Source organism: Parasphingorhabdus sp., assembly GCF_036963705.1.
Taxonomy (GTDB): domain Bacteria; phylum Pseudomonadota; class Alphaproteobacteria; order Sphingomonadales; family Sphingomonadaceae; genus Parasphingorhabdus.
Genome location: NZ_JBALUT010000044.1, coordinates 1 through 22,324 on the forward strand (window position 1 = coordinate 1; position 22,324 = coordinate 22,324).

The 22,324-nt window shown below is 53.3% G+C and carries 21 protein-coding genes; 7 read left to right on the top strand and 14 right to left on the bottom strand.

Annotated elements, in window-relative coordinates; all coding sequences use genetic code 11:
* Positions 1-565, top strand: a 565-nt coding sequence (locus V7680_RS10615) for a C-terminal helicase domain-containing protein (protein ID WP_335653244.1), incomplete at its 5' end; no start/stop codon positions are given.
* Positions 566-567: 2 nt separating this feature from the next.
* On the opposite strand, the gene V7680_RS10620 is transcribed toward V7680_RS10615, so the two are convergent.
* From V7680_RS10620 to V7680_RS10630, 3 genes are all read right to left on the bottom strand, one after another.
* Positions 568-1,737: a CaiB/BaiF CoA transferase family protein gene (locus V7680_RS10620; protein ID WP_335653245.1), complete on the bottom strand. Its 1,170-nt coding sequence runs from the start codon at positions 1,735-1,737 to the stop codon at positions 568-570.
* A gap of 12 nt (positions 1,738-1,749) precedes the next feature.
* Positions 1,750-3,204, bottom strand: coding sequence for a coniferyl aldehyde dehydrogenase (locus tag V7680_RS10625; RefSeq protein ID WP_335653246.1), 1,455 nt, complete (start codon positions 3,202-3,204; stop codon positions 1,750-1,752).
* Between the two features lie 97 nt (positions 3,205-3,301).
* Positions 3,302-4,180: an HpcH/HpaI aldolase/citrate lyase family protein gene (locus tag V7680_RS10630; RefSeq protein ID WP_335653247.1), complete on the bottom strand. Its 879-nt coding sequence runs from the start codon at positions 4,178-4,180 to the stop codon at positions 3,302-3,304.
* A 138-nt stretch (positions 4,181-4,318) separates the two neighbouring features.
* Here V7680_RS10630 and V7680_RS10635 point away from each other — a divergent pair, with 138 nt between their 5' ends.
* Positions 4,319-5,659, top strand: coding sequence for a sulfatase-like hydrolase/transferase (locus V7680_RS10635; protein WP_335653248.1), 1,341 nt, complete (start codon positions 4,319-4,321; stop codon positions 5,657-5,659).
* 265 nt (positions 5,660-5,924) lie between these two features.
* On the opposite strand, the gene V7680_RS10640 is transcribed toward V7680_RS10635, so the two are convergent.
* From V7680_RS10640 to V7680_RS10655, 4 genes are read right to left on the bottom strand one after another with little or no spacing between them, the layout of a single operon-like run.
* Positions 5,925-6,266 carry a DUF2304 domain-containing protein gene (locus tag V7680_RS10640; RefSeq protein ID WP_335653249.1) on the bottom strand — a complete coding sequence of 114 codons (342 nt, stop codon included), beginning with the start codon at positions 6,264-6,266 and terminating at the stop codon, positions 5,925-5,927.
* On the bottom strand, positions 6,263-6,961 hold the full coding sequence (locus V7680_RS10645; RefSeq protein WP_335653250.1) for a glycosyltransferase family 2 protein: 699 nt from the start codon (positions 6,959-6,961) through the stop codon (positions 6,263-6,265). Before V7680_RS10645 ends, V7680_RS10640 begins: the two co-directional genes overlap by 4 nt.
* A complete protein-coding gene (locus V7680_RS10650; protein WP_335653251.1) occupies positions 6,951-7,310 on the bottom strand; it encodes an EamA family transporter in 360 nt (119 codons plus the stop codon). Before V7680_RS10650 ends, V7680_RS10645 begins: the two co-directional genes overlap by 11 nt.
* Positions 7,307-8,830: a hypothetical protein gene (locus V7680_RS10655; RefSeq protein WP_335653252.1), complete on the bottom strand. Its 1,524-nt coding sequence runs from the start codon at positions 8,828-8,830 to the stop codon at positions 7,307-7,309. Before V7680_RS10655 ends, V7680_RS10650 begins: the two co-directional genes overlap by 4 nt.
* Positions 8,831-8,991: 161 nt before the next feature.
* On the opposite strand from V7680_RS10655, the gene V7680_RS10660 reads away from it, so the two are divergent.
* Positions 8,992-9,732, top strand: a complete 741-nt coding sequence (locus V7680_RS10660) for a class I SAM-dependent methyltransferase (RefSeq protein WP_335653253.1) — start codon at positions 8,992-8,994, stop codon at positions 9,730-9,732.
* 64 nt (positions 9,733-9,796) lie between these two features.
* On the opposite strand, the gene wecC is transcribed toward V7680_RS10660, so the two are convergent.
* Positions 9,797-11,095, bottom strand: a complete 1,299-nt coding sequence (wecC, locus tag V7680_RS10665; RefSeq protein ID WP_335653254.1) for a UDP-N-acetyl-D-mannosamine dehydrogenase — start codon at positions 11,093-11,095, stop codon at positions 9,797-9,799.
* 108 nt (positions 11,096-11,203) lie between these two features.
* A complete protein-coding gene (gene wecB, locus V7680_RS10670; RefSeq protein ID WP_442955004.1) occupies positions 11,204-12,352 on the bottom strand; it encodes a non-hydrolyzing UDP-N-acetylglucosamine 2-epimerase in 1,149 nt (382 codons plus the stop codon).
* A gap of 89 nt (positions 12,353-12,441) precedes the next feature.
* Between wecB and V7680_RS10675 the strand changes: the two genes are divergently transcribed.
* A complete protein-coding gene (locus V7680_RS10675; RefSeq protein ID WP_335653255.1) occupies positions 12,442-12,816 on the top strand; it encodes a hypothetical protein in 375 nt (124 codons plus the stop codon).
* A 10-nt stretch (positions 12,817-12,826) separates the two neighbouring features.
* Here V7680_RS10675 and V7680_RS10680 read toward each other — a convergent pair whose 3' ends face one another.
* Genes V7680_RS10680 through V7680_RS10690 form a run of 3 tightly spaced genes read right to left on the bottom strand, consistent with a single transcriptional unit; the run spans position 12,827 to position 16,032 of the window.
* A complete protein-coding gene (locus V7680_RS10680) occupies positions 12,827-13,894 on the bottom strand; it encodes a mannose-1-phosphate guanylyltransferase/mannose-6-phosphate isomerase (protein WP_335653256.1) in 1,068 nt (355 codons plus the stop codon).
* Between the two features lie 10 nt (positions 13,895-13,904).
* On the bottom strand, positions 13,905-14,708 hold the full coding sequence (locus V7680_RS10685) for a class I mannose-6-phosphate isomerase (protein ID WP_335653257.1): 804 nt from the start codon (positions 14,706-14,708) through the stop codon (positions 13,905-13,907).
* Between the two features lie 16 nt (positions 14,709-14,724).
* Positions 14,725-16,032 carry a UDP-glucose dehydrogenase family protein gene (locus tag V7680_RS10690; protein ID WP_335653258.1) on the bottom strand — a complete coding sequence of 436 codons (1,308 nt, stop codon included), beginning with the start codon at positions 16,030-16,032 and terminating at the stop codon, positions 14,725-14,727.
* Between the two features lie 300 nt (positions 16,033-16,332).
* Here V7680_RS10690 and V7680_RS10695 point away from each other — a divergent pair, with 300 nt between their 5' ends.
* Positions 16,333-18,255, top strand: coding sequence for a polysaccharide biosynthesis protein (locus tag V7680_RS10695; RefSeq protein WP_335653259.1), 1,923 nt, complete (start codon positions 16,333-16,335; stop codon positions 18,253-18,255).
* Positions 18,256-18,302: 47 nt separating this feature from the next.
* On the opposite strand, the gene V7680_RS10700 is transcribed toward V7680_RS10695, so the two are convergent.
* A complete protein-coding gene (locus V7680_RS10700) occupies positions 18,303-19,160 on the bottom strand; it encodes an LD-carboxypeptidase (RefSeq protein WP_335653260.1) in 858 nt (285 codons plus the stop codon).
* A gap of 34 nt (positions 19,161-19,194) precedes the next feature.
* Between V7680_RS10700 and V7680_RS10705 the strand changes: the two genes are divergently transcribed.
* Both V7680_RS10705 and V7680_RS10710 read left to right on the top strand, forming a co-directional pair.
* Entirely contained in the window at positions 19,195-20,616 is a 1,422-nt protein-coding gene (locus V7680_RS10705; RefSeq protein ID WP_335653261.1) for a UDP-N-acetylmuramate--L-alanine ligase, read from the top strand.
* A 269-nt stretch (positions 20,617-20,885) separates the two neighbouring features.
* Positions 20,886-21,713 carry a universal stress protein gene (locus V7680_RS10710; protein ID WP_335653262.1) on the top strand — a complete coding sequence of 276 codons (828 nt, stop codon included), beginning with the start codon at positions 20,886-20,888 and terminating at the stop codon, positions 21,711-21,713.
* 8 nt (positions 21,714-21,721) lie between these two features.
* Here the strand turns inward: V7680_RS10710 and V7680_RS10715 are convergent.
* Positions 21,722-22,324 (bottom strand): MBL fold metallo-hydrolase (locus V7680_RS10715; RefSeq protein WP_335653263.1); only part of this gene is annotated, 603 nt, incomplete at its 5' end.

Consider the following 22,324-nt stretch of genomic DNA (forward strand, 5'->3'; position numbering starts at 1 on the left):
CAACAAGAGCCAACCACAGCGCGAACGCGCTTTGGGTGACTTTAAAAAGGGCAAGATCAACATTCTGGTCGCCACCGATATTGCCGCGCGCGGTATCGATGTCGATGGCATTACCCATGTCATCAACTTCGACATGCCGAACGTATCCGAGCAATATGTCCACCGCATCGGCCGGACAGCACGGGCAGGCGCGAGCGGTATTTCCTACTCGCTGGTCGCTCCGGACGAGCGTCAGTTCCTGCGCGATGTCGTGAAACTGACCGGCGTGAAGCCAGACGTTATCGCATTGCCGGAAGGCTATGACGAACCACCTCGCGAGGAAGTTGCTTCGCGTATCTATGGTCAGAAGCCGAAGAAATATGGCGCAACGCCAACCCGTAACGGACCGCCCAAGAACAAGCATAGCGCTCGCAAAGGTCGTCCAGGCGGCGGTGGCGGTTCCGGACGCGGTGGCCCGGGTTCAAGCGCAGGCGCTGGTGCCGGCGCCAAGAGCGACGGACCGAAGCATTGGAACAATGGTGCTAAATCGTTCAAACGCCGTCAGGCGCGTAACGGCGAAGCCTAAGATTATCCGGAAATTAGCGCCTTGCTTTCGGCAAGCGCGCTGATTTCCGTTTCATCCATATCCAACCAATCCCGAAGCGCGGCGACATTATGTTCGCCGCGCTTTGCGGTTTTGCTGTCGGCATCTATCCCGCTTTTCATATTTGAAAAGCGATAGGGGGACTGGATCGTCCGGCGCGCATTGCCCTCGTCATCGGTCACATCCACCACGACGCCATTTTCTTTCACGCTGGGCTGTTCGTAGACTTCCGGGCCGAAAGGAAAGACTTCGCCCCAGGCAAGGTTGAGGCGGTCTAGCGCGGCAGTCAGTGCATCAAAGCTATCGTAGGAACAGATATGCTGTTCCATGGCCTCCATGCGGAGCCGGACTTTTGTCGGCACGTCCGCACCCTCCGGCGTCGGATCCTGCAGACCGTCTTTGGTCGAAAACATGATCCACAGCCATTTCATATCACCGGTGATCAGAATCTGGCGATCTTCCGGCGCTTCCCAGACTAATGTTTCGGGCGCTTTGGGCCAGATATCATCGAGCGCGAAATGGGCATAATCATCGGCAGAATGCAGAACATTGACCATCGCGAGATCGATATGCTGGCCTTCGCCAGTCTGGTCGAGCATGCGCAATGCGGTCAATATCGAAATGATACCGTGCAAGGAGCTATAGCTGTCTGCCATCGCAAACTGCATGTCGGTCGGCTTGCCGCCGCTCATTTCGGCCTGGCGCGCGATGATGCCGCCTTCGGCGTGCAGCACTGGCGCATAGGCAGCCCGTCCCCGTTCGGCGCTGTTCTGGCCGTAACCGGATATCGAGAGCATCACCAGCCGCGGATTGACCTTTGACAGGTCATCCCAGCCGATACCGAATTTGTCCATCACACCGGGACGGAAATTTTCCACCACAATATCGGCCTGCGCCGCCAGCTTGTGAATCAGGTCGCGGGCGCCTTCGGCTCTCAGGTCGACACAGATATTCTTCTTGCCGATATTGAGCTGCAGATAATAGCCGCTAACCCCTTGATCGATTTTGCCAAGCTTGCGCGTGACATCGCCTTCCGGCGGTTCGACCTTGAGCACTTCCGCACCGAGGTCGGAGAGCATGCGGGTGGCATAAGGTCCGGCCACGACACGCGAAAAATCGAGGACCTTGAGGCCCGCTAGTGGATAATCTGACATGGATACCTGACGTTAGAGTTTCATCTGCTGTTTCATGGTCTTTTCGGTACTGGCACCATAAGGCGGCAGGAAACCGGCGATCTTGGCTATGTTGATCTTCGGCTGGCGATAGACGGCCTTGGCGTGGCTGAATTCCTTGAAGCCGTCGGGGCCGGTATAGGCGCCCATGCCGGAGGGGCCGACACCGCCGAACGGCAGATCATGCTGGGCAATATGAAAGATCACGTCGTTGACGGTGACGCCGCCGGAAATCGTACGATCGAGAATGCTGCGCTTGTCATTCTCGCTCTCGCCGAAATAATAGAGCCCCAGCGGCCGGTCGTGATCGTTCACATAGTCGATCACTTCGTCGAGATTACGATAGGTCTTGACCGGTAGCACCGGACCGAAAATCTCTTCCTGCATCACCCGCATATCGTCACTGACATTCTGCAATACGGTCAGCGGCATTTTGTTGCTGTTGGTGTTGGAGAAATCCTCGTCGCCCGGATTGACGATCGTCTGTTTCGCGCCTTTCGCGACAGCATCGTCGATCAGACCCTGCAGACGTTCCTTGTGGCGGGCGTTGATCACCGAAGTATAATCGTCATTGGCGATCAAGGTAGGATATTGCTCGGCGACGTTCGACTTGATGCCCTCGACAACCGCTTCTTCCTTGTCCTGCGGAACCAGCAGATAATCGGGTGCCAGACAAATCTGGCCTGCATTCATCATCTTGCCCATCGCAATCCGCTGGGTTGCCTTTTGCACATCGGCATCGGGGCCGACGATGGTCGGCGACTTGCCGCCCAGTTCGAGGGTTACCGGGGTCAGGTTCTTGGCTGCTGCTGCCATCACATGTTTGGCAATTTCTCCGCCGCCGGTGAAGATCAGGTGATCCCATGGAATTTCCGAGAAGGATTTTCCGGTTTCCGGACCACCGGTGATGACGGTCAATTCTTCCGGTGCGAAATAGTCGGCGACCAGCTTCTTGACCAGTTCGCCGGTCTCGGGGCAGAATTCGGAGAATTTGATGATCACCCGGTTGCCGGCGCCAAAAGCACCGATCGCCGGGTCAAAGGCTAGATTGATCGGGAAGTTCCAGGGCGCGATAACACCGACGACGCCCTTGGGTTGGAACTCTACCTGGCCGCTAGCGCCGAGCAGGCCAAGCGGGAAATCCATCTTGCGCTTCTCGGGCCGCATCCATTTCTTGAGGTTTTTCTTATGGTCCTTGGCATGGCCGACGATTGACATCAGATCGGTCATTACGGTCTGGACGCTGCTGCGATGGCCGAAATCGCTGGATACCGCTTCGCAAAGCGCATCCTTATTCTCGACGATCATACGCGCGGTGCGGTTAATCCGGTCCATCCGGGATTCATAGCTGACCGGCAATTCGGCATGAAAGGCTTTGCGCTGTGCGTTAAAGAGCGCCATGATTTCGTCTTTGCTGACTTCGCCAGCGGCTGCTTCCAATGCTTCCATATCTGCTCTCCAAAGGGCAGGGCTTTGATACCCCGTCAAATTCAATTTCAATTGACCACTTAAACGGATTTCTGGCGGCTTGTCGAGAGGGAAGGCGCTATTTTGCCAGCGCGTCAATCGCCTCGGCAGTCGCGACCAGTTGTTTGGCTTGCCGATAATGCAGCAGCTCGGTCATCTTCCCGTCTACCACGATGACGCCTTTACCGGCATTGATCGGGTCTTTGAACGCCGCGATGATCGCTTCTGCCTCGGCAATGGCTTCCGCTTGCGGGGCAAAGACCCGGTTGGCGGTGTCGATCTGCGCCGGGTGGATCAGGGATTTGCCGTCAAAGCCCAACCTGTCAGCCTCCATCGATTCCCTCGCGAGCCCGTCAGGATCATTAAAGTCGTTGTAAACGCTGTCGATGATGTTCAGCCCATATGCGCGGGCGGCGATCACCGCCTGGCTCATCACAGGGCCGAAAATGGCGCGATCATGCTCTGCGTGCATTTCCTTTGCCAGATCATTAAAGCCCATGACGAAGGTGGTTAGCCGTGTTTTTGGACCTAGCGCGGCGATCGAACCGAGGTTCAATATAGCCAACGGCATCTCGATCATTGCCCATAATTTGGTAGCTATGCTCGGATCGAGCTCGTCCATGACAGTGCTGATCTGGATGATATCGTCCGGGCCCAATATTTTCGGCACCAGCACAGCATCGGCCTTGTTGATGCAAGCCTGCTTGAGGTCCTCGGCGAACCACGGCGTTTCCATACCGTTGATCCGCACGACCAGCTCCCGCTTGCCATAGTCGCCCGATCGCAGCGCAGCGCAGGCATTGCCCCGGGCTTCTGCCTTGGCATCGGGCGCGACCGCGTCTTCCAGATCGAAAATGATCGTATCGGCGGGCAGGCTCTTCGCCTTTTCCAGCGCGCGTGAGTTGGACGCGGGCATATAGAGGCAGGATCGACGGGGGCGGAAGGCCATCTGGGTCATTCTTCAATGTCTCTATTCGGGCTAAGTGCGTTCAAACGCGGGTCAAAAAACGAATTATTAACTATGTGCGGATAGGATTTCCTCGTCAACATTCTGTCCAAGCCTGTGGGTTTTATTTGTGATTTTGAGGAAATGCTAATGCTTGCACGTGGCTTACGGGCTCGATTTTCGTCCATTGACGAAGACTCAAAGCGCTTTATCAAATGGCTGCTCGTCTGGGTAGTGCTAATCAATTTCTGTTTCATGATCATGTGGTTCATTGGCGCTCCGACCAGACGGATCGAAATTGTTGCGGTCGGCTTGGTCGGATTGATTGTGAAACGATTTCCATGGCCTTTACAAGCGACAGTGTTTGTTTTGACCATGATTGCCTGTTTAATGACCTTCGTTGGTGGCTTGTTCAACTTGTCATTCTTGTCGATTTTCCACTCTCTCAAATTCTTTTCCGAGTTACAGGTTCAGAATTCTCTGGAATATGTGGTCGTATCATTGCTGCTATTGGCGACCATGGCGCTAGGCGTATTTCTGCTCAGGCAGGATACGAATTTTACCAGTCCCAAGCTGATAATCTTCGCTGCCATAGTCATAGCTGGCCTGTCCTTTACCGATCATTCGGTCGGGCAGGGCATGCGCGGCCATTACAAACGCATGGCCTCGGCGGAGACTCCGTTTGAATCTGCTGTGCAGCAGTCAGGTTTTGCATCGCGTGCTGACGGCAAACGGCATCTGATCTTGATCATGGTTGAGTCCTTAGGCGTGCCCGTGGACAATCCGGAAATGTCAAAAAGACTGTTCGAGGCTTTTGAGCAACCGGCGGTAAAAAGCAAATATGAGATACAGCGCGGAACCTCGGTCTATTATAATTCCACGACCGCTGGTGAAGTGCGGGAATTATGCGGGCGTTGGGGAGACTATTATGAGCTGGTGGAAACGGCTGATAAAGACTGTCTGCCTTCGCAACTGGCCGCGGGTAATTATGATACGCAGGCCATCCACAGCTTTCAGGGCGATTTCTTCGCCCGGGACAAATGGTATCCCAATATCGGATTCAAAGGCCAGCAGTTCCGCCAGGACCTGGCCGATCAGGATATAAATATCTGTGGCGGCGTATTTGTCGGTGCTTGTGATCATGAAATGCCGGCCTTTCTGGCAAAGACTCTCAAGGCAGCGGAAAAGCCGACATTTCTATATTGGTTGACGGTGAATACCCATCTGCCGGTGCCCGAAGGCATGAATTTGCCCTCGGACAATTGCGAAAAATATTCACCCGTGCTGGCCAGGGATTTTCCCATGATCTGCCGTCAATTTGCTATTTTTGATGCTGTTGACCGGGCTTTGGTCAAGGAGATGCTGGCCAAGGATTTCCCCGATGCCGACATCCTGATCGTCGGGGATCACATGCCGCCGTTTTTTGATCGGCGTCACCGGGCGCAATTCGATCCTACCCGGGTTCCCTGGATATATCTGAAACAGAAATAGGTCTTGGCCAGATGATGGCCAGCAAGCACTGATACTCGGTCATGGTCTCTCCAAACCATGTGGTCAGCACCCACATGGTGATATCAAACCAGCCCTTGGCTCTTGGTGATCGGCTGATCATGATATGCTGAAAGTCCACGCGCATGCATGTTTGTGCGACGCGGGCATGAACAGCCAAGATCGGCATGATGTTTGGCCCATGCCACCCGACCAGAGCTGCTCAATTACATCTGAATTCTTCCTATCTATCAGTAGATTAGAAGCATCATTTCGAGCTATCTGCCTGCTGTTCATCGCGGACTTGCCCGAGCGCGAAATGGCGGGCCAGGCTGGTCAGTGCTTCCGACTGTTGCCGAAGCTTGATATGCAATTTCAGGATCAGGAACAGGCTGACCAATATCCACAAATAGATAATCAGATCAGCACCGCGACCAATGCCGACCATGTCGGCAAATATATTTGTCGTCTCCGGCAACCAGATAAAAAGATACCCCGCGAAAACCACCAAATAGAGACCGATGCGAACAATCGGCAAGGATTTCCCAAGGCTGATAATATAGAACAGGCAGACCGACAGGCCCAGAGTCAATATGATTTGGGCGATCATGGTAAAAGCCTCGCTGCAATGAGGTCGCGGAAAATGACAAAGGCGTCGGTAAAGGTTTGACCCTTTCCGCGCGAATAATCCGTATAGGTGATGGTCACCGGAACTTCGATGAAATCAAACTGGTTCTTGCGGATGCCGGCCAATATCTCGGAGGCATGAGCCATCCGGTTCTGTCGCAGGTTTAGCTGGCCGGCCGCTTTGGCGGTAAACACGCGCAATCCATTGTGACAGTCGGTCAGCTTCAACCCGGTGGTGATTTGGGTGAATATGGTGGCGGCGCGCAGCAACAGGCCGCGTGATTTGCTCATCCCTATGGTGTTGCCAAGAAAGCGACTGCCAAGCGCGAGGTCGGCGCCGCTTTGTTTTAGTTGTTCGAGCATGACCGGGACGTCTTCGATATGATGCTGGCCATCGGCGTCAAAAGTCACAATATGACTGGCGCCGCGCGACAGAGCAAATTCGATACCGGTCTGCAACGCCGCGCCCTGACCCAGATTGAACGGGTGTTTCAGCACCGTGGCACCTGCATTGCGAGCTGTGGTCGATGTTTTATCCTTTGAAGCATCATCGATCACCACTATGTTGGGAAACATTGTTCCCACCTGCGCAATGACATCCGCAATCATTTTGCCTTCGTTAAAGGCCGGGATGACAATCCACACATCTTTTTGGAGATTGATCGGATCATATCGCATGGACAGCCCTTTGCGTGATTATGACGCCGGCGCAAATGAAGGCGATGCCGATCATATAGGCCGGGTTGAGCTTCTCGCCGAGCAGCAGCCATGCAAAAATGGGGGTAAAAACAAAGGACAATGCGACAAAGGGGTAAGCGGCGCTAAGCGGCAATTCGCGGACGATCAGGATCCATACCACCGCCAGGGCGGCATAGAGCGTCACGGCGGCCACCAGCATAGGTTCGGTGGCTTGAACCCAGATCGACTGATCCGGCCGCAAGCGTTGCGAAGCCAGCTTGAACAGGATCTGTCCGGCGCCGACCGCCATCGGATAAGCAATCAGGATGATCCACAACAGCCGGGTCATGGTTGTTCCGCCATAGGTTTCACGGTGATGATCTCCAAGTCCTGGGTGAATTTTTGCGATGGGCCAAATTTCCGCAGCGCTTCGATAGTCGCCGGGGTCAAATCCGGCGGAGCAAATGCGATATGTGTGGCCTTCCATTGGCGAAGGAGCGTGCGACGCTCGGCTTCGCTGTTATCTGGCGCAAAGAACCTGTCCGTTGCCTTTTGTCTTTCAAACAGACTGGGTGCGACTGGTTCTGGGCGAGGGATTGAAACTACGCGGCGACCGGTCGATTGCACCAGATAAACAATATTCTTGGTCGCAAAACTTATCGATCCCGCCGGCATATAGTCTTGCATCTCATTCACCGACGAGAGCATCCGGCCGTGGGATGCGCGTGACTTGAATTCCATCAATCTCGCGCCCGACGCCATGAACATGCTAAAGCAGATGATCGCGAGCCCAAAGATCGAGATTACTCTTCGCATTGTGGGGCTGGTTTTTTGGAAATAGGTTGAGGATAACACCACCCAGGTCAGTCCAAGCTGAAAATAGAGCACAATCGCCGTCGGGAACCGGTGAGCGATGGACATGTCCAAAGCGACGAGCAGAATGTAGGATGAAGTGAAAAACAGGGCAGGGGCCAGGATTTCCCAACGAATGTTGCCGAGCAATTTATCGCGGAACCCCAGGATACCGATGAATGCCGGGGCCGCCATCATGATGAGAAAGGATACGGCGGTCATTTTTTTGGCATCGGATGCCCAACGCGGATCGGCGGCAGAGAGCACGACATCGAGCGGGCTGAAATAGGGCCAAAGCAGAGACAGCAAGCCACCGACGAAGAGCGCTCCCAAGAGCGTGATCTTGCGGCTCATCGCCGCTGACATATGGAAAATAATGAAACTGCCGGTACCAACCAGCATGATGAACGCGCTAAATTGGTGGGTAATGACAATTGTTGCGGTCAGAATCGCCAGAATAAGCAGGTTTAGACGGAAATATTTCTCTTCCTCAAGCGCAAACAGACAGAGGAACCAGCTGAACATGCCCAGGACCAGAACTTGGGTCGCAGGATATCCGGCGCTGCTGATGAAGGTCGCGAAATTATGGAAACCGGCATGATCGCGCTGGGCACCCCAGGCAAATAGCAGAACCGTCAATAATATCGCTGGCGCCCAGTCTGTCTTGAAATAGCGCCGCGCAAACAGCCATGTGGTCCCACAAAATCCGACACATATCGCTGCTCCCATGAAACTGAAAAGCTTCGAGGGAACGATGTTGAACATCTTTCCGAACGCGGCTGCCAATATGTTCAGTGGGGTATAATATCGCGAAGGTTCGTCTGTTGCTATGTGGGGATTTGAAGGATCCAATGGCGAAACCATCAACTCTCGAAGCACCGCGAGATGGTGCCATGTATCTCGTCCAGTACGTTCAAATCCAAACGGATCAAGAAGATAATATCCTGTGACCACGGCAAAATAGATCAGGCATAACCAGATATATGCGGTGGCCGGTGACAGGCTTCGTTGCACCATATTCACGCCGTTGGCCGCTATTATCGTGGTGTTTCCCATGACGTCACAACTATGCGAACAGTGGTTAATTTTTGGTATCAAATGCCCGGAAATATGGTTTACGAGTAATTAACTTCTGCTGGGGTAAACCGCTATTTCAGAAAGCATATTCCGGAGCAACCATGACCGATATCACCAAGGAATCCCCTTCATCAATATCGCTGGAACGGCTGGTACCGGGTACGCTTACCGACGATGATGCAACCGGACGGGAAACGTTAGAGCTGCATATGGAGCGTTATCGGTTTGCTTCGAAATTTGTAACTGGTGGACGGGTCCTCGATTGTGCTTGCGGTGTCGGCTATGGCACAGCTGTGCTTTCCGAGACCGAAGGCAAACCGGCGTCGGTACTGGGGGTGGACATTGATCCAAAGGCCGCCGCCTATGCGGCGCAAAACTATGGTTCGGAAAATGTCTCCTTTCGGCAAGGTGATGGCTGCCTGCTCAAGGATGATGAAGGCTTTGATACTATCGTGTCGCTTGAAACAGTCGAACATGTACCCGACCCAACCGCTCTATTGACAAATTTTTCCAGACTTTTGCGACCGGGGGGGAAGCTGATCGCTTCGGTTCCGGTAACCCCGTCGGTCGACGTCAATCCTTATCATCTGCATGATTTCACCAAAGCCTCCTTCCGCAAATTGGGAATGGAACTCGGGCTCAAGGAAATTGACGCGATGGATCAGGTGCAACCGTTCAGCCCGTTCAAGATTGTCAGCGGCAACGAAGCGCGACTTGATGATATGCGGAAAAATCTCATCGGCTATTATATATCCCACCCGACAGCCGCCTTCAGCCGGATAAAATCAACCCTGATTGACGGTTTCTGCAACAAATATCTTACCGTGGTTTGGGAGAAATAGTGCCGTTGCTTTGATTAAAGCAAAACGGCCGTATCTATATTCGCGCAATGGTTTGTACGCGCGTTCAGCCAGCCAGCCTTACACCGCTCGCCACATCCCGATTGTCGGGCTGGTCCGGCCAGATCCCGCGTGTGTCATAGACCACCTTGCCCGCACGTTCATCGAGCGGGATTGACTTGAATATATCATGATCGGTCAGGGTGATCATCACCGGACAGGTTTCCAGCGCCTGATCGATATCGATCAACTCGGCACCCGTGCCTTCGAAGGCCGCTGGTAGTTCGCTGGCATAGGGCTCGACAATTTTAACGCGTCCGGGATAGCGCCGCGCCAGCTTGGCGGCGATTTTGAGGGCAGGGCTCTCGCGGAAATCATCGATATTGGCTTTGAATGCCAACCCAAAGCACGCGATCGGTACGCCAGGCAGTTCGTCGATTAGTAGCGAGGCCTGTTCCAGAACATGGCCGGTTTTCCCGTCATTCACTTCGCGAGCGATGCGGATGAGCGGCGATTGTTCTGGTGCGCTGTGGATGATGAACCATGGGTCGACCGCGATGCAATGCCCGCCGACACCGGGGCCGGGTTGTAGGATGTTGACGCGCGGGTGGCGGTTGGCGAGGCGGATGACCTCCCATACGTCGAGTTCCATATGGTCCGCGATGATCGAAAGCTCGTTGGCAAAAGCAATATTGACGTCGCGATAGCTATTCTCGACCAATTTGGTCATTTCGGCGGCGCGGGCGGTTGTCGTGATAAGCTCTCCGCGGACGAAGCGGCGATAAAAACCGAGCGCCTTACGTGCGCAGCGCGGCGTGATACCACCGATGCTGCGATCATTCTGGATCAATTCCTCGAGGATCTTGCCCGGTAGCACCCGTTCAGGGCAATAAGCGATGGCGATATCTGGAATGTCGTTGGTCAGCCCGGGAATTTTGAGGTCGGGACGCAGTTTGGCGATCAGATCCCGCATTTTCTCGGTCGTACCAACCGGACAGGTTGATTCGAGGATGATCGTGTCACCGGCCTTCAGGGCTGCGGCGATATTGGTCGCCGCGTCCATGACATAGCTAGTGTCGGGAATATGGTTGTCGCCGAACGGGGTAGGGACTGCAATGATGAAAATGTCGGAGGGTTCAACCATTAGCGAAGCGCGCAGAGTTCCGCGGGCAACGACGCCTTGCACCAGTCCGTCAAGGTCGACTTCCTCGATATGGATCTTGCCGGAATTGATAGTCTCCACGACCTGTTCGTGGATGTCTATACCGAGCACGGGACATCCCGATCGGGCGATGACAGCCGCGGTTGGCAGGCCGATATATCCCAGTCCCATGACGCAGACGCGAGGCTTTTCATCTGATAGCATGTAAGAATCTACTCCGCAGAGCGCCAATTTGGCGCGATGTGTCTGCAGAGAAACTAGCCCATCATCGTAAATATTTAGGTAATTTACTGGCCCGGTCGAAAGTTTTTATCAAGCGAGACTATTTTCGATGATGTCGGCTATCCGTAGACTGGCTTTCCCATCGCCAAACGGATTGTGCGCGCGTGCCATCGCGAGATAATGGTCTTCGTCGTCCAGAAGCCTGATGGCTTCCTTTAGTATGATATCTCTTTCCGTGCCGACCAGCTTGGCGGTGCCGGCTTCTATGCCTTCTGGTCGTTCGGTGGTATCACGCATCACCAGTACCGGTTTGCCGAGTGCGGGAGCCTCTTCCTGAACGCCGCCGCTGTCGGTCAGCATGAAGTTGCAATGGTTGAGCAGGCTGACGAAATTGGGATAGTCCAGCGGTTCGATCATCGCGACGTTATCGAGGCCGCCCAACGCGCCTTGCATGATTGCCCGGACATTGGGGTTGAGATGAACGGGGAAAATCAGTGCCACATCATCCCGCTCGGCGATTGCACGCAGGGCGCTGGCGATATTGGTCAGTCCGTCGCCGAGATTTTCCCGCCGATGACTGGTCACGCCGATGATTTTCCGGTCGCTGAACTTCTTATACAAGTTAACGAGATCCGGGTCCAAGACACTAGTATGACTATTCTTATCTGCTGATATCAGCAGGGCATCGATTACCGTATTACCAGTGATATATATGTCTTTTTCCGCAATATTCTCTTTTTTGAGCGCGTCTGCCGACGTCTGCGTCGGCGCGAAATGCTGATCGGCTATTGTGCCGATGATCTTGCGATTCACTTCTTCCGGCCACGGGTGATAGATATTATAGCTGCGCAGGCCGGCCTCGACATGGCTGACCGGGATTTGCCGGTAATAAGCTGCCAGAGCGCCGCACATCGCGGTAGCGGTATCGCCTTGCACCACGACCCGTTGGGGTTTTGTTTCGTCCAGTATTCTACCAATCCCAGTCAATAATCTGGCGGTAAGGTCGTCCAGACTTTGGTTGGACTTCATCAGATCAAGGTCAAAATCAGGCTGGATATCGGCAATTTTCAGCACCTGATCTAGCATTTCACGGTGCTGGGCGGTTACGCAGGACAAAGTTTCGAGTCTGTCCCGGGCCGCCAAAGCTTGAACGACGGGAAAAAGCTTGATCGCTTCCGGCCTGGTACCGAAGATAAGCAGGATTTTTGGTTTTTTTGTCGGCGGTTTTGTCATTGTCATTACCTACCCCGTTTTGGCTAAAATTTTCATAATGACATCCGATGGAAAAAGCATTGACCCTTTCGTTCGGCTAGACCAATCGGATTTCCATGCAATGGTTTGAAATCAAAAATTGGCTGGAACTGTCAACAGGACTGGACCGTGACTCGCTACATATTTATGCGGGAGTGGCGGTACAACTGACCGTCGCAGTAATTTTCCGGCGTTCGCTTGCCAACCCGATTCCCTGGATGTTCGTGGTGGTGGTTGCGCTGGCAAATGAATATTATGATTATAGCCATATTCCGGTAACTATGAACGCCAGTCAGGAAACATATGACGAAGCGGTCAGGGATATCTGGAACACTCTGCTATTGCCCTCCGCGCTGTTGGTGATTGCGCGGTTTTACCCCAATTTGCTAACCGGTATGCGCAACCGTGGTGCTCCGCCTGAAAAACTGGATGAAGTCGCCCCTTCAATTTGAGGGAAGAACTTTATTCCTTTTCCTCAAGCTGCTGCGCCATTTTCTTTACATTTTGCGATTGGCCGCGCGGCAAAATCACGACCCTGTTTTCATGAGTGACTATAATCAGGTTTTCCACGCCAAGAACCGCTATTTCCAATTCGTGACTGTGGATAAGATTATGGTTTGAGCCAATTGTGTCTGCTTTGCCGAATATGACATTCGAATCGTCATCCTTATCGGAGATATCAAATAGAGAATCCCAGCTTCCTACATCTGACCAGCCGGGGTTGACGGGTGTCACCGCGATTTTCTCTGCTCTCTCCATTATCGCATAGTCGATCGATTCAGAAGGCGCCGAAGCGAACGCATTCAGATCGGGATAGAAAAATTCTCCCGCTATCCGTCCGTCCGCCATTGCAGATCTGCACGCAACGAGCATTTCGGGGGAATATTTTTCCATCGCCGTCAGATAGGAATCTGCCCGAAACAGGAAAATACCGGCGTTCCAGCAATAGTCACCGTCCTCGAGCATTTTTTTCGCTTTTTCCAGATTTGGTTTCTCGACAAATTTTTTCACCGAGAGGCTTCCGCTGCTACCGACGATCGCGTCGCCTTGCTGAATATATCCGTAACCGGTTTCCGGGCCGGTAGGTTCGATACCGAATGTCACCAGCCAACGGGATTGCGCAACCGATATTGATTCCTGAACAGCTTTTTGAAAAGCCGGAACATTTCTAATCACATGATCGCTCGGCATTACCAAGAGCAGATCTGACGGATTCTCAGCAGCAAGGGCAGCAAGTGCAATTGCAGGCGCCGTATTGCGCGCGCAGGGTTCCAGAATAATGGTGTTAGGGGTCGCACCTACCTCTTGCATCTGTTCCTGCATCATTTCAGCATGGATGGACGAGCCGACAATGATGGGTTTGCGAAAAATCCGGTCATCTGCGCAGCGCTGGAACGTGAGTTGAAACATACTGAGGGGACCCAGAAGATTCAGAAATTGTTTAGGTCTTTCCTGCGTCGAAAGCGGCCATAGCCGGGTTCCGGAACCACCAGATAAAATGACGGGGGTTATCAATGTTTGTTTTGGCATGGTCCGTCTCTTACGCGATTGTGCAGGCTATTAGGGATTTCTTGTTCTTGGAAAAATCCATATCGGATAGGTGCGGACAGATGCCACATTCGCCGGCTTTGATCAATTTTCCCCGGACTGTAACAGATCCCTCCAACGGGATCACTTGCCATTCCTTGCTCTTGGACTTCGAGAGTATCTCGCCGTCAGTACCGATAATCTGGTATATTTCAAAAGGCGAGCCAGTCGAGAGACACAGTGATTGGTCGTCCGGGACCTCTTGGCTATATTTCAAATCATAAGGAGCTAACTTGGCAATCGCCATCGCTTCATCCAGATGAAGCTCGCGCGGGCGTCCATAATCATAAATGCGGTAAGTAATATCGACATTTTGCTGGATTTCGACAACCGAAATATCCGCTCCAATGGCGTGTATGGTGCCGGCCGGAACGTAATAAAACTCGCCGGGTTTGACGGGTTTCCAGTCGATCAACTGTTCGATTTCTCCCAATATTGCTGCGGTCTTCAACTTGGTGGCACTTACCGTTTTCTTCAAACCCAGTCCCAACACAGCGCCGGGCTTCGCATCCAAAATATACCAGCATTCTTCTTTGCCGTGGGGTAGACCAATTCTGCGGGCCTGCCTGTCGTTGGGATGTACCTGGATGGACAGTTTTTCGCTCGTGAAGAGATATTTGGTCATCAACCGGGGAGTTATGCCCTTCGGAGCTTCAAACCACACTTCACCTATTTTCCGATCACTTTTATCATCAAAAATATCGGGCAGAGCGTCTTGACCCCACGGCTTTTCGACAAATTTCCGCTTCAGCTTCATGATCTGGATTCGAGCATCACTGGGTTCGTCCGATGCTTGTATATATCAAATCTGTCTGCGCCACTTCTGACGGATTGTAGATATTTCTCAAATCGACCAGCACATTGCCTTTCATGACTTGCGAAAGTTTTTTTAGATCCAGCGCTCGGAAAGCATCCCATTCGGTCACGATGACAACGGCGTCGGCATCTTCCGCCGCTTTGTAGCTGCTGCTTGCCATCTTCACTGTCGGCATGATTTCCTGTGCCAATTCCATGCCTTCCGGATCATAAGCGGTCACTTCAGCTCCGGCGTCGGTCAACGTCTGCGCTATGGCGATCGATGGGGCGTCTCGCATGTCATCGGTATTGGGTTTGAACGTGAGGCCGAGCAAGGCTACTTTTTTGCCCCGTACATCACCGCCAAGAGCGTGAATCACTTTGCGACCCATGGCGCGTTTACGCTGGTCATTCACCTGCACGACCGCTTCGACGATACGAACCGGACTGTCATTGTCCTGCGCGGTCTTTAGCAGCGCCAGAGTATCCTTGGGAAAACAGCTGCCACCATATCCCGGGCCGGCATGAAGGAATTTTGATCCAATCCTGTTGTCGAGACCAATCCCGCGCGATACTTCCTGAACATCGGCACCCACTTTTTCGCAAAGATCGGCGATTTCATTGATGAACGTGATTTTCGTAGCGAGAAAGGCATTGGCTGCATATTTGATCAGTTCGGCCGTGCGCCGACCGGTGAATAAAATTGGTGATTCATTGAGGAAAAGCGGCCTGTAAATCTCGGTCATCACATCTTTCGACCAGTCATCCTCGGTGCCGATGACTATGCGGTCAGGCCGTTTAAAGTCACGAATGGCGGCGCCTTCGCGCAAAAATTCAGGATTGGAAACGACAGAAAAGCGATCTCGTGGCTGCTTTTTCTCGAGAATATGTTCAACTTCGTCGCCGGTTCCAACCGGAACCGTCGACTTGGTGATGATCACAGTCTTTTTGGTAATTGAATCGGCGATTTCTTCAGTGGCCGCGTAGACATAGCTTAGGTCGGCATGGCCATCACCTCTACGCGAGGGCGTTCCCACGGCGATAAAAATTGCGTCACAATCCTTCACGGATGCGGCCAGATCGCTGGAAAAGGACAATCGCTCTGCCTCGACATTGCGTTTGACCAAGTCAGCAAGCCCGGGTTCGAATATCGGCATGATATTCTTGTTGAGGTCCGATATTTTCTTCTCGTCCTTGTCGACGCAAACCACGTCATGGCCGAAATCAGCGAAGCAGGCGCCAGAGACTAGGCCAACATAGCCAGAACCGATCATTGCAAGTTTCATTGAATTCCCTCAAATATCTGGTGTCTTATCGTGAAAATCTGGCGGCTTGTGACCTTTTGGCTATCACAGGTCAAGTTTGCAGAATATCGATTTGTGATCGAACGTTGTTTTAAGCTCATTGCGTGAACGTCTGATTAAACGGCAATTGGAAGGCTGGCCAAATCAAATTTCCTATCATGGAATTATGACCATAACCGAGCTACAAAACTATTTTTAAGTGCTTGGCGAAATCGTTTTTGGGCAGTAAATAGCCATCCGGCGTCACAGTTTTGTAGATCGAGTGCCAGCTTTGAGAATTAAATGATTGAATATATTACAACCTTCATCACGTCGTTCCTGGAAAACATCGCCCGGCTGGCGCGTTGGAAAAAAAAGTCAATCGTGTTCCTGCTCGACATCTTGTTATGCGTGCAGTCGATCTGGATTGCTTATTCACTTCGCATCGGTGTCTGGGTTTTGTGGGATATCGCTATCCAGAAGATAGTGTTGATCTGTCTCATGATGATGGTTCCCGTCTTCATTCTGACAGGTGTTTACAAAGCTATTTTCCGTTACGCAGGTACCGGAATGATGAAAACACTGGTTCGTGCTTTTGCGGTCTATTCTGTGCTGATCGCAATTTTGTTTGCGGTCGTCGGCATCGACGGAGTGCCGCGTACCATTGGATTGATCCAACCGGTAATATTTTTCATTCTGGTCGGGTTTCTGAGAGTCTCTGCTCGATATTTGATGATCGATATTCTCGGTCGAAATCGGTTCGCCGGTGAGGTTAAAAATGTTCTGATCTATGGCGCAGGCAGTGCGGGACAACAACTCGCTGCCTCGATGCGATCAGAGCCGGCTATGCGATTATGTGGTTATGTTGATGATGATCGACGGCTAAATGGACAACGACTGGATGGCGACAAAGTCTTCTGGAGCGGGCAACTTCCGCAACTGATCCAGGAAAAGAGAATAACCGATATTCTTCTGGCTTTGCCGCGTATCAATCGCAAGAAGCGACGCGAAATTGTGGATCAGGTTCGCCAGTTTAGGGTTCATGTCCAAACATTGCCGAAAATGCAGGCTATATTCTCCGGTAGTGTATCCTTCAGCGATATTCGTGAGCTCGACATCGAAGATTTGCTTGGCAGAGAGCCTGTTGTGCCTAACGAGTTGTTATTCGGACGGACAATCGTCGGCAAGACCGTGCTGGTTACGGGCGCAGGGGGATCTATCGGCGGAGAGCTGTGTCGCCAGATCGCTGTGTCGGGAGCCCATCGCTTGATCCTGTTGGATTTGTCCGAATATTCTCTCTACCAGATCGAAAAAGAACTACAGGAATTGACGGCGACACCAAGTGCCGCAAATCTCGAACTAATCCCAATTCTGGGCTCGGTGGTGGACGCCACCAGGCTGCAGGAAATATTCTCGCAATGGAAACCGCACACAGTTTTCCATGCGGCAGCCTATAAACATGTGCCGCTTGTAGAAGCGAACCCCATTGAGGGCATTAGAAACAATATATTGGGGACCCAGGCGCTAGCGGAGGCGGCAGAAGCGGCCGAGGTAAAAGATTTCATTCTGATCAGCACCGATAAAGCGGTTCGTCCGACCAATGTGATGGGCGCGTCCAAGCGGGCTGCCGAACAGGTAATCCAGAATTTCGCGGCAAAGGATAGCGGGACCAAATTTTCCATGGTGCGATTTGGCAACGTCCTTGGGTCCAGTGGCTCTGTCGTACCGCTGTTCCGCGCTCAAATCGAGCAAGGTGGCCCGATCACTCTGACACATCGCAGTGTCACGCGCTATTTCATGACCATACCGGAGGCGGCTCAACTGGTCATCCAAGCTGCGGGTATGGCCAAAGGCGGTGAAGTATTCGTGCTGGATATGGGGAAATCGGTCAAAATTCTCGACTTGGCAGAAACTATGGTCCGGCTGTCAGGTTTGACCGTGCGGGACGAGCAAAACCCAGAAGGCGATATCGAGATTGTCGAAGTTGGACTGCGCTCGGGCGAGAAGCTTTATGAAGAATTGATCATCGGAAATGATCCACAACCCACTCTGCACGCCCGGATTATGAAGGCGCATGAATCCTTCATCGCCTTGGATGCATTAAACGATCTAATTGCCAATCTTCTGGATTGTCGCGATCCGGACGCGGCTGTCACTATGCTCCAGTCTCTGGTGCCGGAATTCGAACATGGCAGAGACAATGTCTCGGTTGAAAAGGCCTCCTGAGCGCAGGGCCATTTCCATCGTCGAGATATCTTCTGCTGGCTGATAACTCAGTTTTTGAAAATCCCGAATGGCACGATGCGGTTCTGCGCATCATGTCCGATTTCCGACCGGCCCAGGTAGGCAATTCCGTTAAGCTGTGACCATCGCTTGGCGATTGCTTCCGGTTCTTCGCCGAAGGGGCGATCATTTTCCGGAATATCGCTGACGCGACCCAGTCTTATACCGGTCAGGCCGTTGCCTGAAAGGTTGCTGCAAAGGTGAAACATCGCCCGATCGAAGGCGTATAGATATTCGGATATCTCTTCGACGATCAGAATATGATCCCGCAAATCCGGCATCAGCTTTGTGCCGGTCATCATCGCGAGGGTCATCAGATTGAACGCGGCATATCGCTGTCCGCTGATCAGGCCTGGTTCGAGAGCATCGGCTCGGTTGTGGACCATCCAGTCCAGCGCTCTTTGAACGGCCTTCTCTCCGCCCGCTCGACCGATATCGGATGGCATTGGCCCGTGAGCGACATCTCCGATGCCCCCGCGATAAAGCGCGCCCAGCAAGTTTCCTGCGTCACTATACCCCAGATATGTTTTGCGTTTCGCATTGCTGTCCAGTCGGGCTATGGCGGCTTCCGCGATCCGCGCAGCACCATAGCCACCGCGGGCAAACCATATGGCGTCGATGTCTGGGTCGTTGGCCAAGGTGACGAAAGTTTCGAGGCGCTGCTCGTCGTTGCCGGCAAAATGTCCTTGCTCGTAAAAACATTGATCGTTGAATATCAATTCAGCTTGCGGATGGTTCTTTGCTGCGAGCGCGACCACGCGGTCGGCACCTTCCCGGGTAAACGGGGTCGACGGAGCACAAATGCCGATGCGGACCGGTGAGGAGATAGTTTTTGTTCCTTGCGCCATTGCCAAACAGATTGAGAAGCAATAGCGCGAAAAAATGAGCGAAGACAAATCCTATTATTTTTGTGGAATCGGCGGGTCGGGCATGCTGCCTCTGGCGATGATCGTCAAAGCAGCAGGCGCGCGGGTCGCAGGATCCGACCGTGCCCTCGACCAGGGGCGATTGGCCGACAAGTTCCAGTGGCTGCAGGATCGTGGCATCAAGCTGTTTCAGCAAGACGGCAGCGGTCTGGTCGATGGCGGCCAGATTTTGATCGCTTCCGCAGCGATCGAAGATAGCGTCCCGGACGTTGCGCGTGCGATCGCACTGGGTTGCAAGCGAATGACCCGCGCGGAACTTTTGGCCGAGCATTTCAACGCTGCCCCACGCAGTATCGCGGTAGGCGGCACTAGCGGCAAGTCTACGGTTACCGGTATGATCGGCTGGATCTTGACCGAGGCCGGCCGTGATCCCACGATTATGAACGGTGCGGTGATGAAAAATTTCGTCGACGATGATGCTCCGTTCGCTAGTTCCCGCGTCGGGGGCGGCGAGTTGATGGTTAGCGAAGTTGACGAAAGCGACGGTTCCATCGCTCTGTTCGATCCGGAAATCGCGGTGCTCAACAATGTTAGCCTCGACCACAAAAGCCTTGAGGAATTGCGAATATTGTTCGGCGATTTCATCGCCAAGGCGCGATACGCGGTCTGGAACAATGATGACGAGGAATCGCGGGCGCTGGTTGCGTCTTGCGGGCTGGAAACTGCACGCAGTTTTGGATTTTCGGAAGGCGCGGACTATCGGGCTTCCCACGTCGAGGAAAAATCGCTCGGCAGCAGTTTTACTATGCGGGCCGGTGGCAAGGACTATCCGGTCGTTCTGCAGGTTCCGGGCCGGCATAATATCGCCAATGCGCTTGCCGCCATAGCGGCATCTTGTGCGATCGGTGTGCCGGTCGACCGCGCGATAGCGGCTATTGAAACATTTGCCGGCCTTGCGCGCCGGTTCGATATTGTCGGAACAGCGAATGATGTTACCGTGATCGACGATTTTGGCCATAATCCCGATAAGATCGCGGCGACGCTCGCGACGCTCAAGGCATTTCCGGGCCGGGTCATTGCTTTCTTCCAGCCGCACGGGTTTGGCCCCATCAAGAAAATGGGCGCAGAGCTTGCCGGGGTTTTTTCCGAAAACCTCGACGGTGATGATCGGGTCATATTATGTGATCCGGTCTATTTCGGCGGAACGGTTGATCGTACGCTGGGCAGTCAGTCCATCGTCGACGCGATAGTCGCAGCCGGTGGTATCGCAGAATATTTCGCCGAGAGGCAAGATTGCGGTGATAATATCGTCGGGATTGCGAAGCCCGGTGACCGTATTGTCATCATGGGCGCGCGCGATGATACATTGCACTCCTTTGCCCAATCGATTCTGACAGCGATCGCTAACGGTCAATCAACGCTGCCTCCGACTGTATAGGCATTCACCAGGCTGGCTCCGGTCGGGTAAAAGGTAGCGACCCAGAGCTCAGGACAATCAATCCGCAAACTCGGGAAATCAAGGCGCAGTTTTCGGGGCTGATCGCGCACGTCCGATGATTGGCCCAAAAGGTTGGAATAGGTAGAATTACCTAGGGGACACCACTGATTCAGTCTCGAGTCAGGAAATATTATCCTTATCAATATGGGCGGAGACCATTGCGCTTCAGGCCCGATGTGGATGGACTAGTTCGAATGAGGGGCCGATTCATGAGCCATAAATCAATTCTTCTGGCAACCGACCTGTCAGCACGTTGTGATCGGCCGCTCGACCGGGCGTTGATGATTGCAAAGCAGTGGAACACGAAACTGATCCTGCTCCACATCCTTGATCCCGTCCGGGCGAAGGATCCTGCCACCAATATCCGCGAAATCGAGACGCAAATTACAAACGAATTGCCCCAGCACAAGGTAGAGGTCGAGATATTGGTAAAAACTGGCGATGTCGCCGCGACCATCATCGAAACCGCAAAGTCAAAAAAATGTGATCTGATCGTGACCGGCGTTGCTCGCTATAATAGCATCGGGGACGTTCTGCTTGGTGGCCCGGTTGATCAATTGATCCGGAAAGCTTCAGTGCCGGTGTTGGTGGTGAAGCGCCGGCCCAAAAATGCCTATAAAAATATCCTGATCGCAACAGATTTCTCGAATTGTTCGCTGCAGGCACTGAACGCAGCTGCCGAACTATTCCCTGACCCCAAGCTGCATCTGGTCCACGCCTACCACGAACCATATAGCGCATGGCTGAGTTCCGATCAGGTTGCCCAGGACGTAAAGTCTGAAGAGCAGACGTCCCTGACCCGTTTCCTCGCTCAACCTTCCCTTTCCGAGGCGGTTTTAGATCGACTGAACGGATCAATCGAGAAGGGCGATCTCGGGGCAGTCTTGCACCGCAAGATCGCTGCGACCAAATCGGATCTGGTGGTTTTGGGAACCCATGGACGCGGGGCGCTGTCCCGCGCGACATTAGGCAGCAATGCGCAGCATGTGCTCGGCTGGGTTGGTCAAGATGTGCTGATGGTACGCGAGAGAAAATAGCGGTTGGATCAGTTTACGCTGTCCAACGCCCGCCTGAGCGCCGCGAGCATTTTTTCGCGATCTTGATTGGTCGGCTGTCTGGATAATTTATCTTCTACTTCTACCCGCAACGCCGCGAGCTTGGATACCCAGTCCCTTGAAGCGGTCAGGTCTTCCGCATCCGCGCGACCGGCAGACTGACGGATGGCCGGTGTGGCCGGCTGTAATGCCCAGGTCTCGCCCAGTGCCGGGATGATGGCAGTGGGCAGATCCGGAATTTCGCTTATGGTTTCGGCAAGGCCGGCGAGTGCGGTCGGATCCCCGTGGACAAGAAAAAGCGAACCTCTGATCGGCGTACGATCGTTTATCCATTCGACCAGTCCGCTGCGATCAGCATGGTTGGAATAGCCATCAAGCATCGCAACCTGCGCCTTCACGTTGACATCATTGCCGGAGATACGCACGCGCTTTGCCCCGTCCCTGAGCACCGATCCCAAAGTCCCGGAGACCTGATAGCCCGACAACAGAACCCGCGATTGTCGGTTGGGCAGGTTGCGGACGAGATGATGCCTGATCCGTCCACCCTCGCACATGCCTGATCCCGCGATGATGACGATCCCGGTCATCCGGTT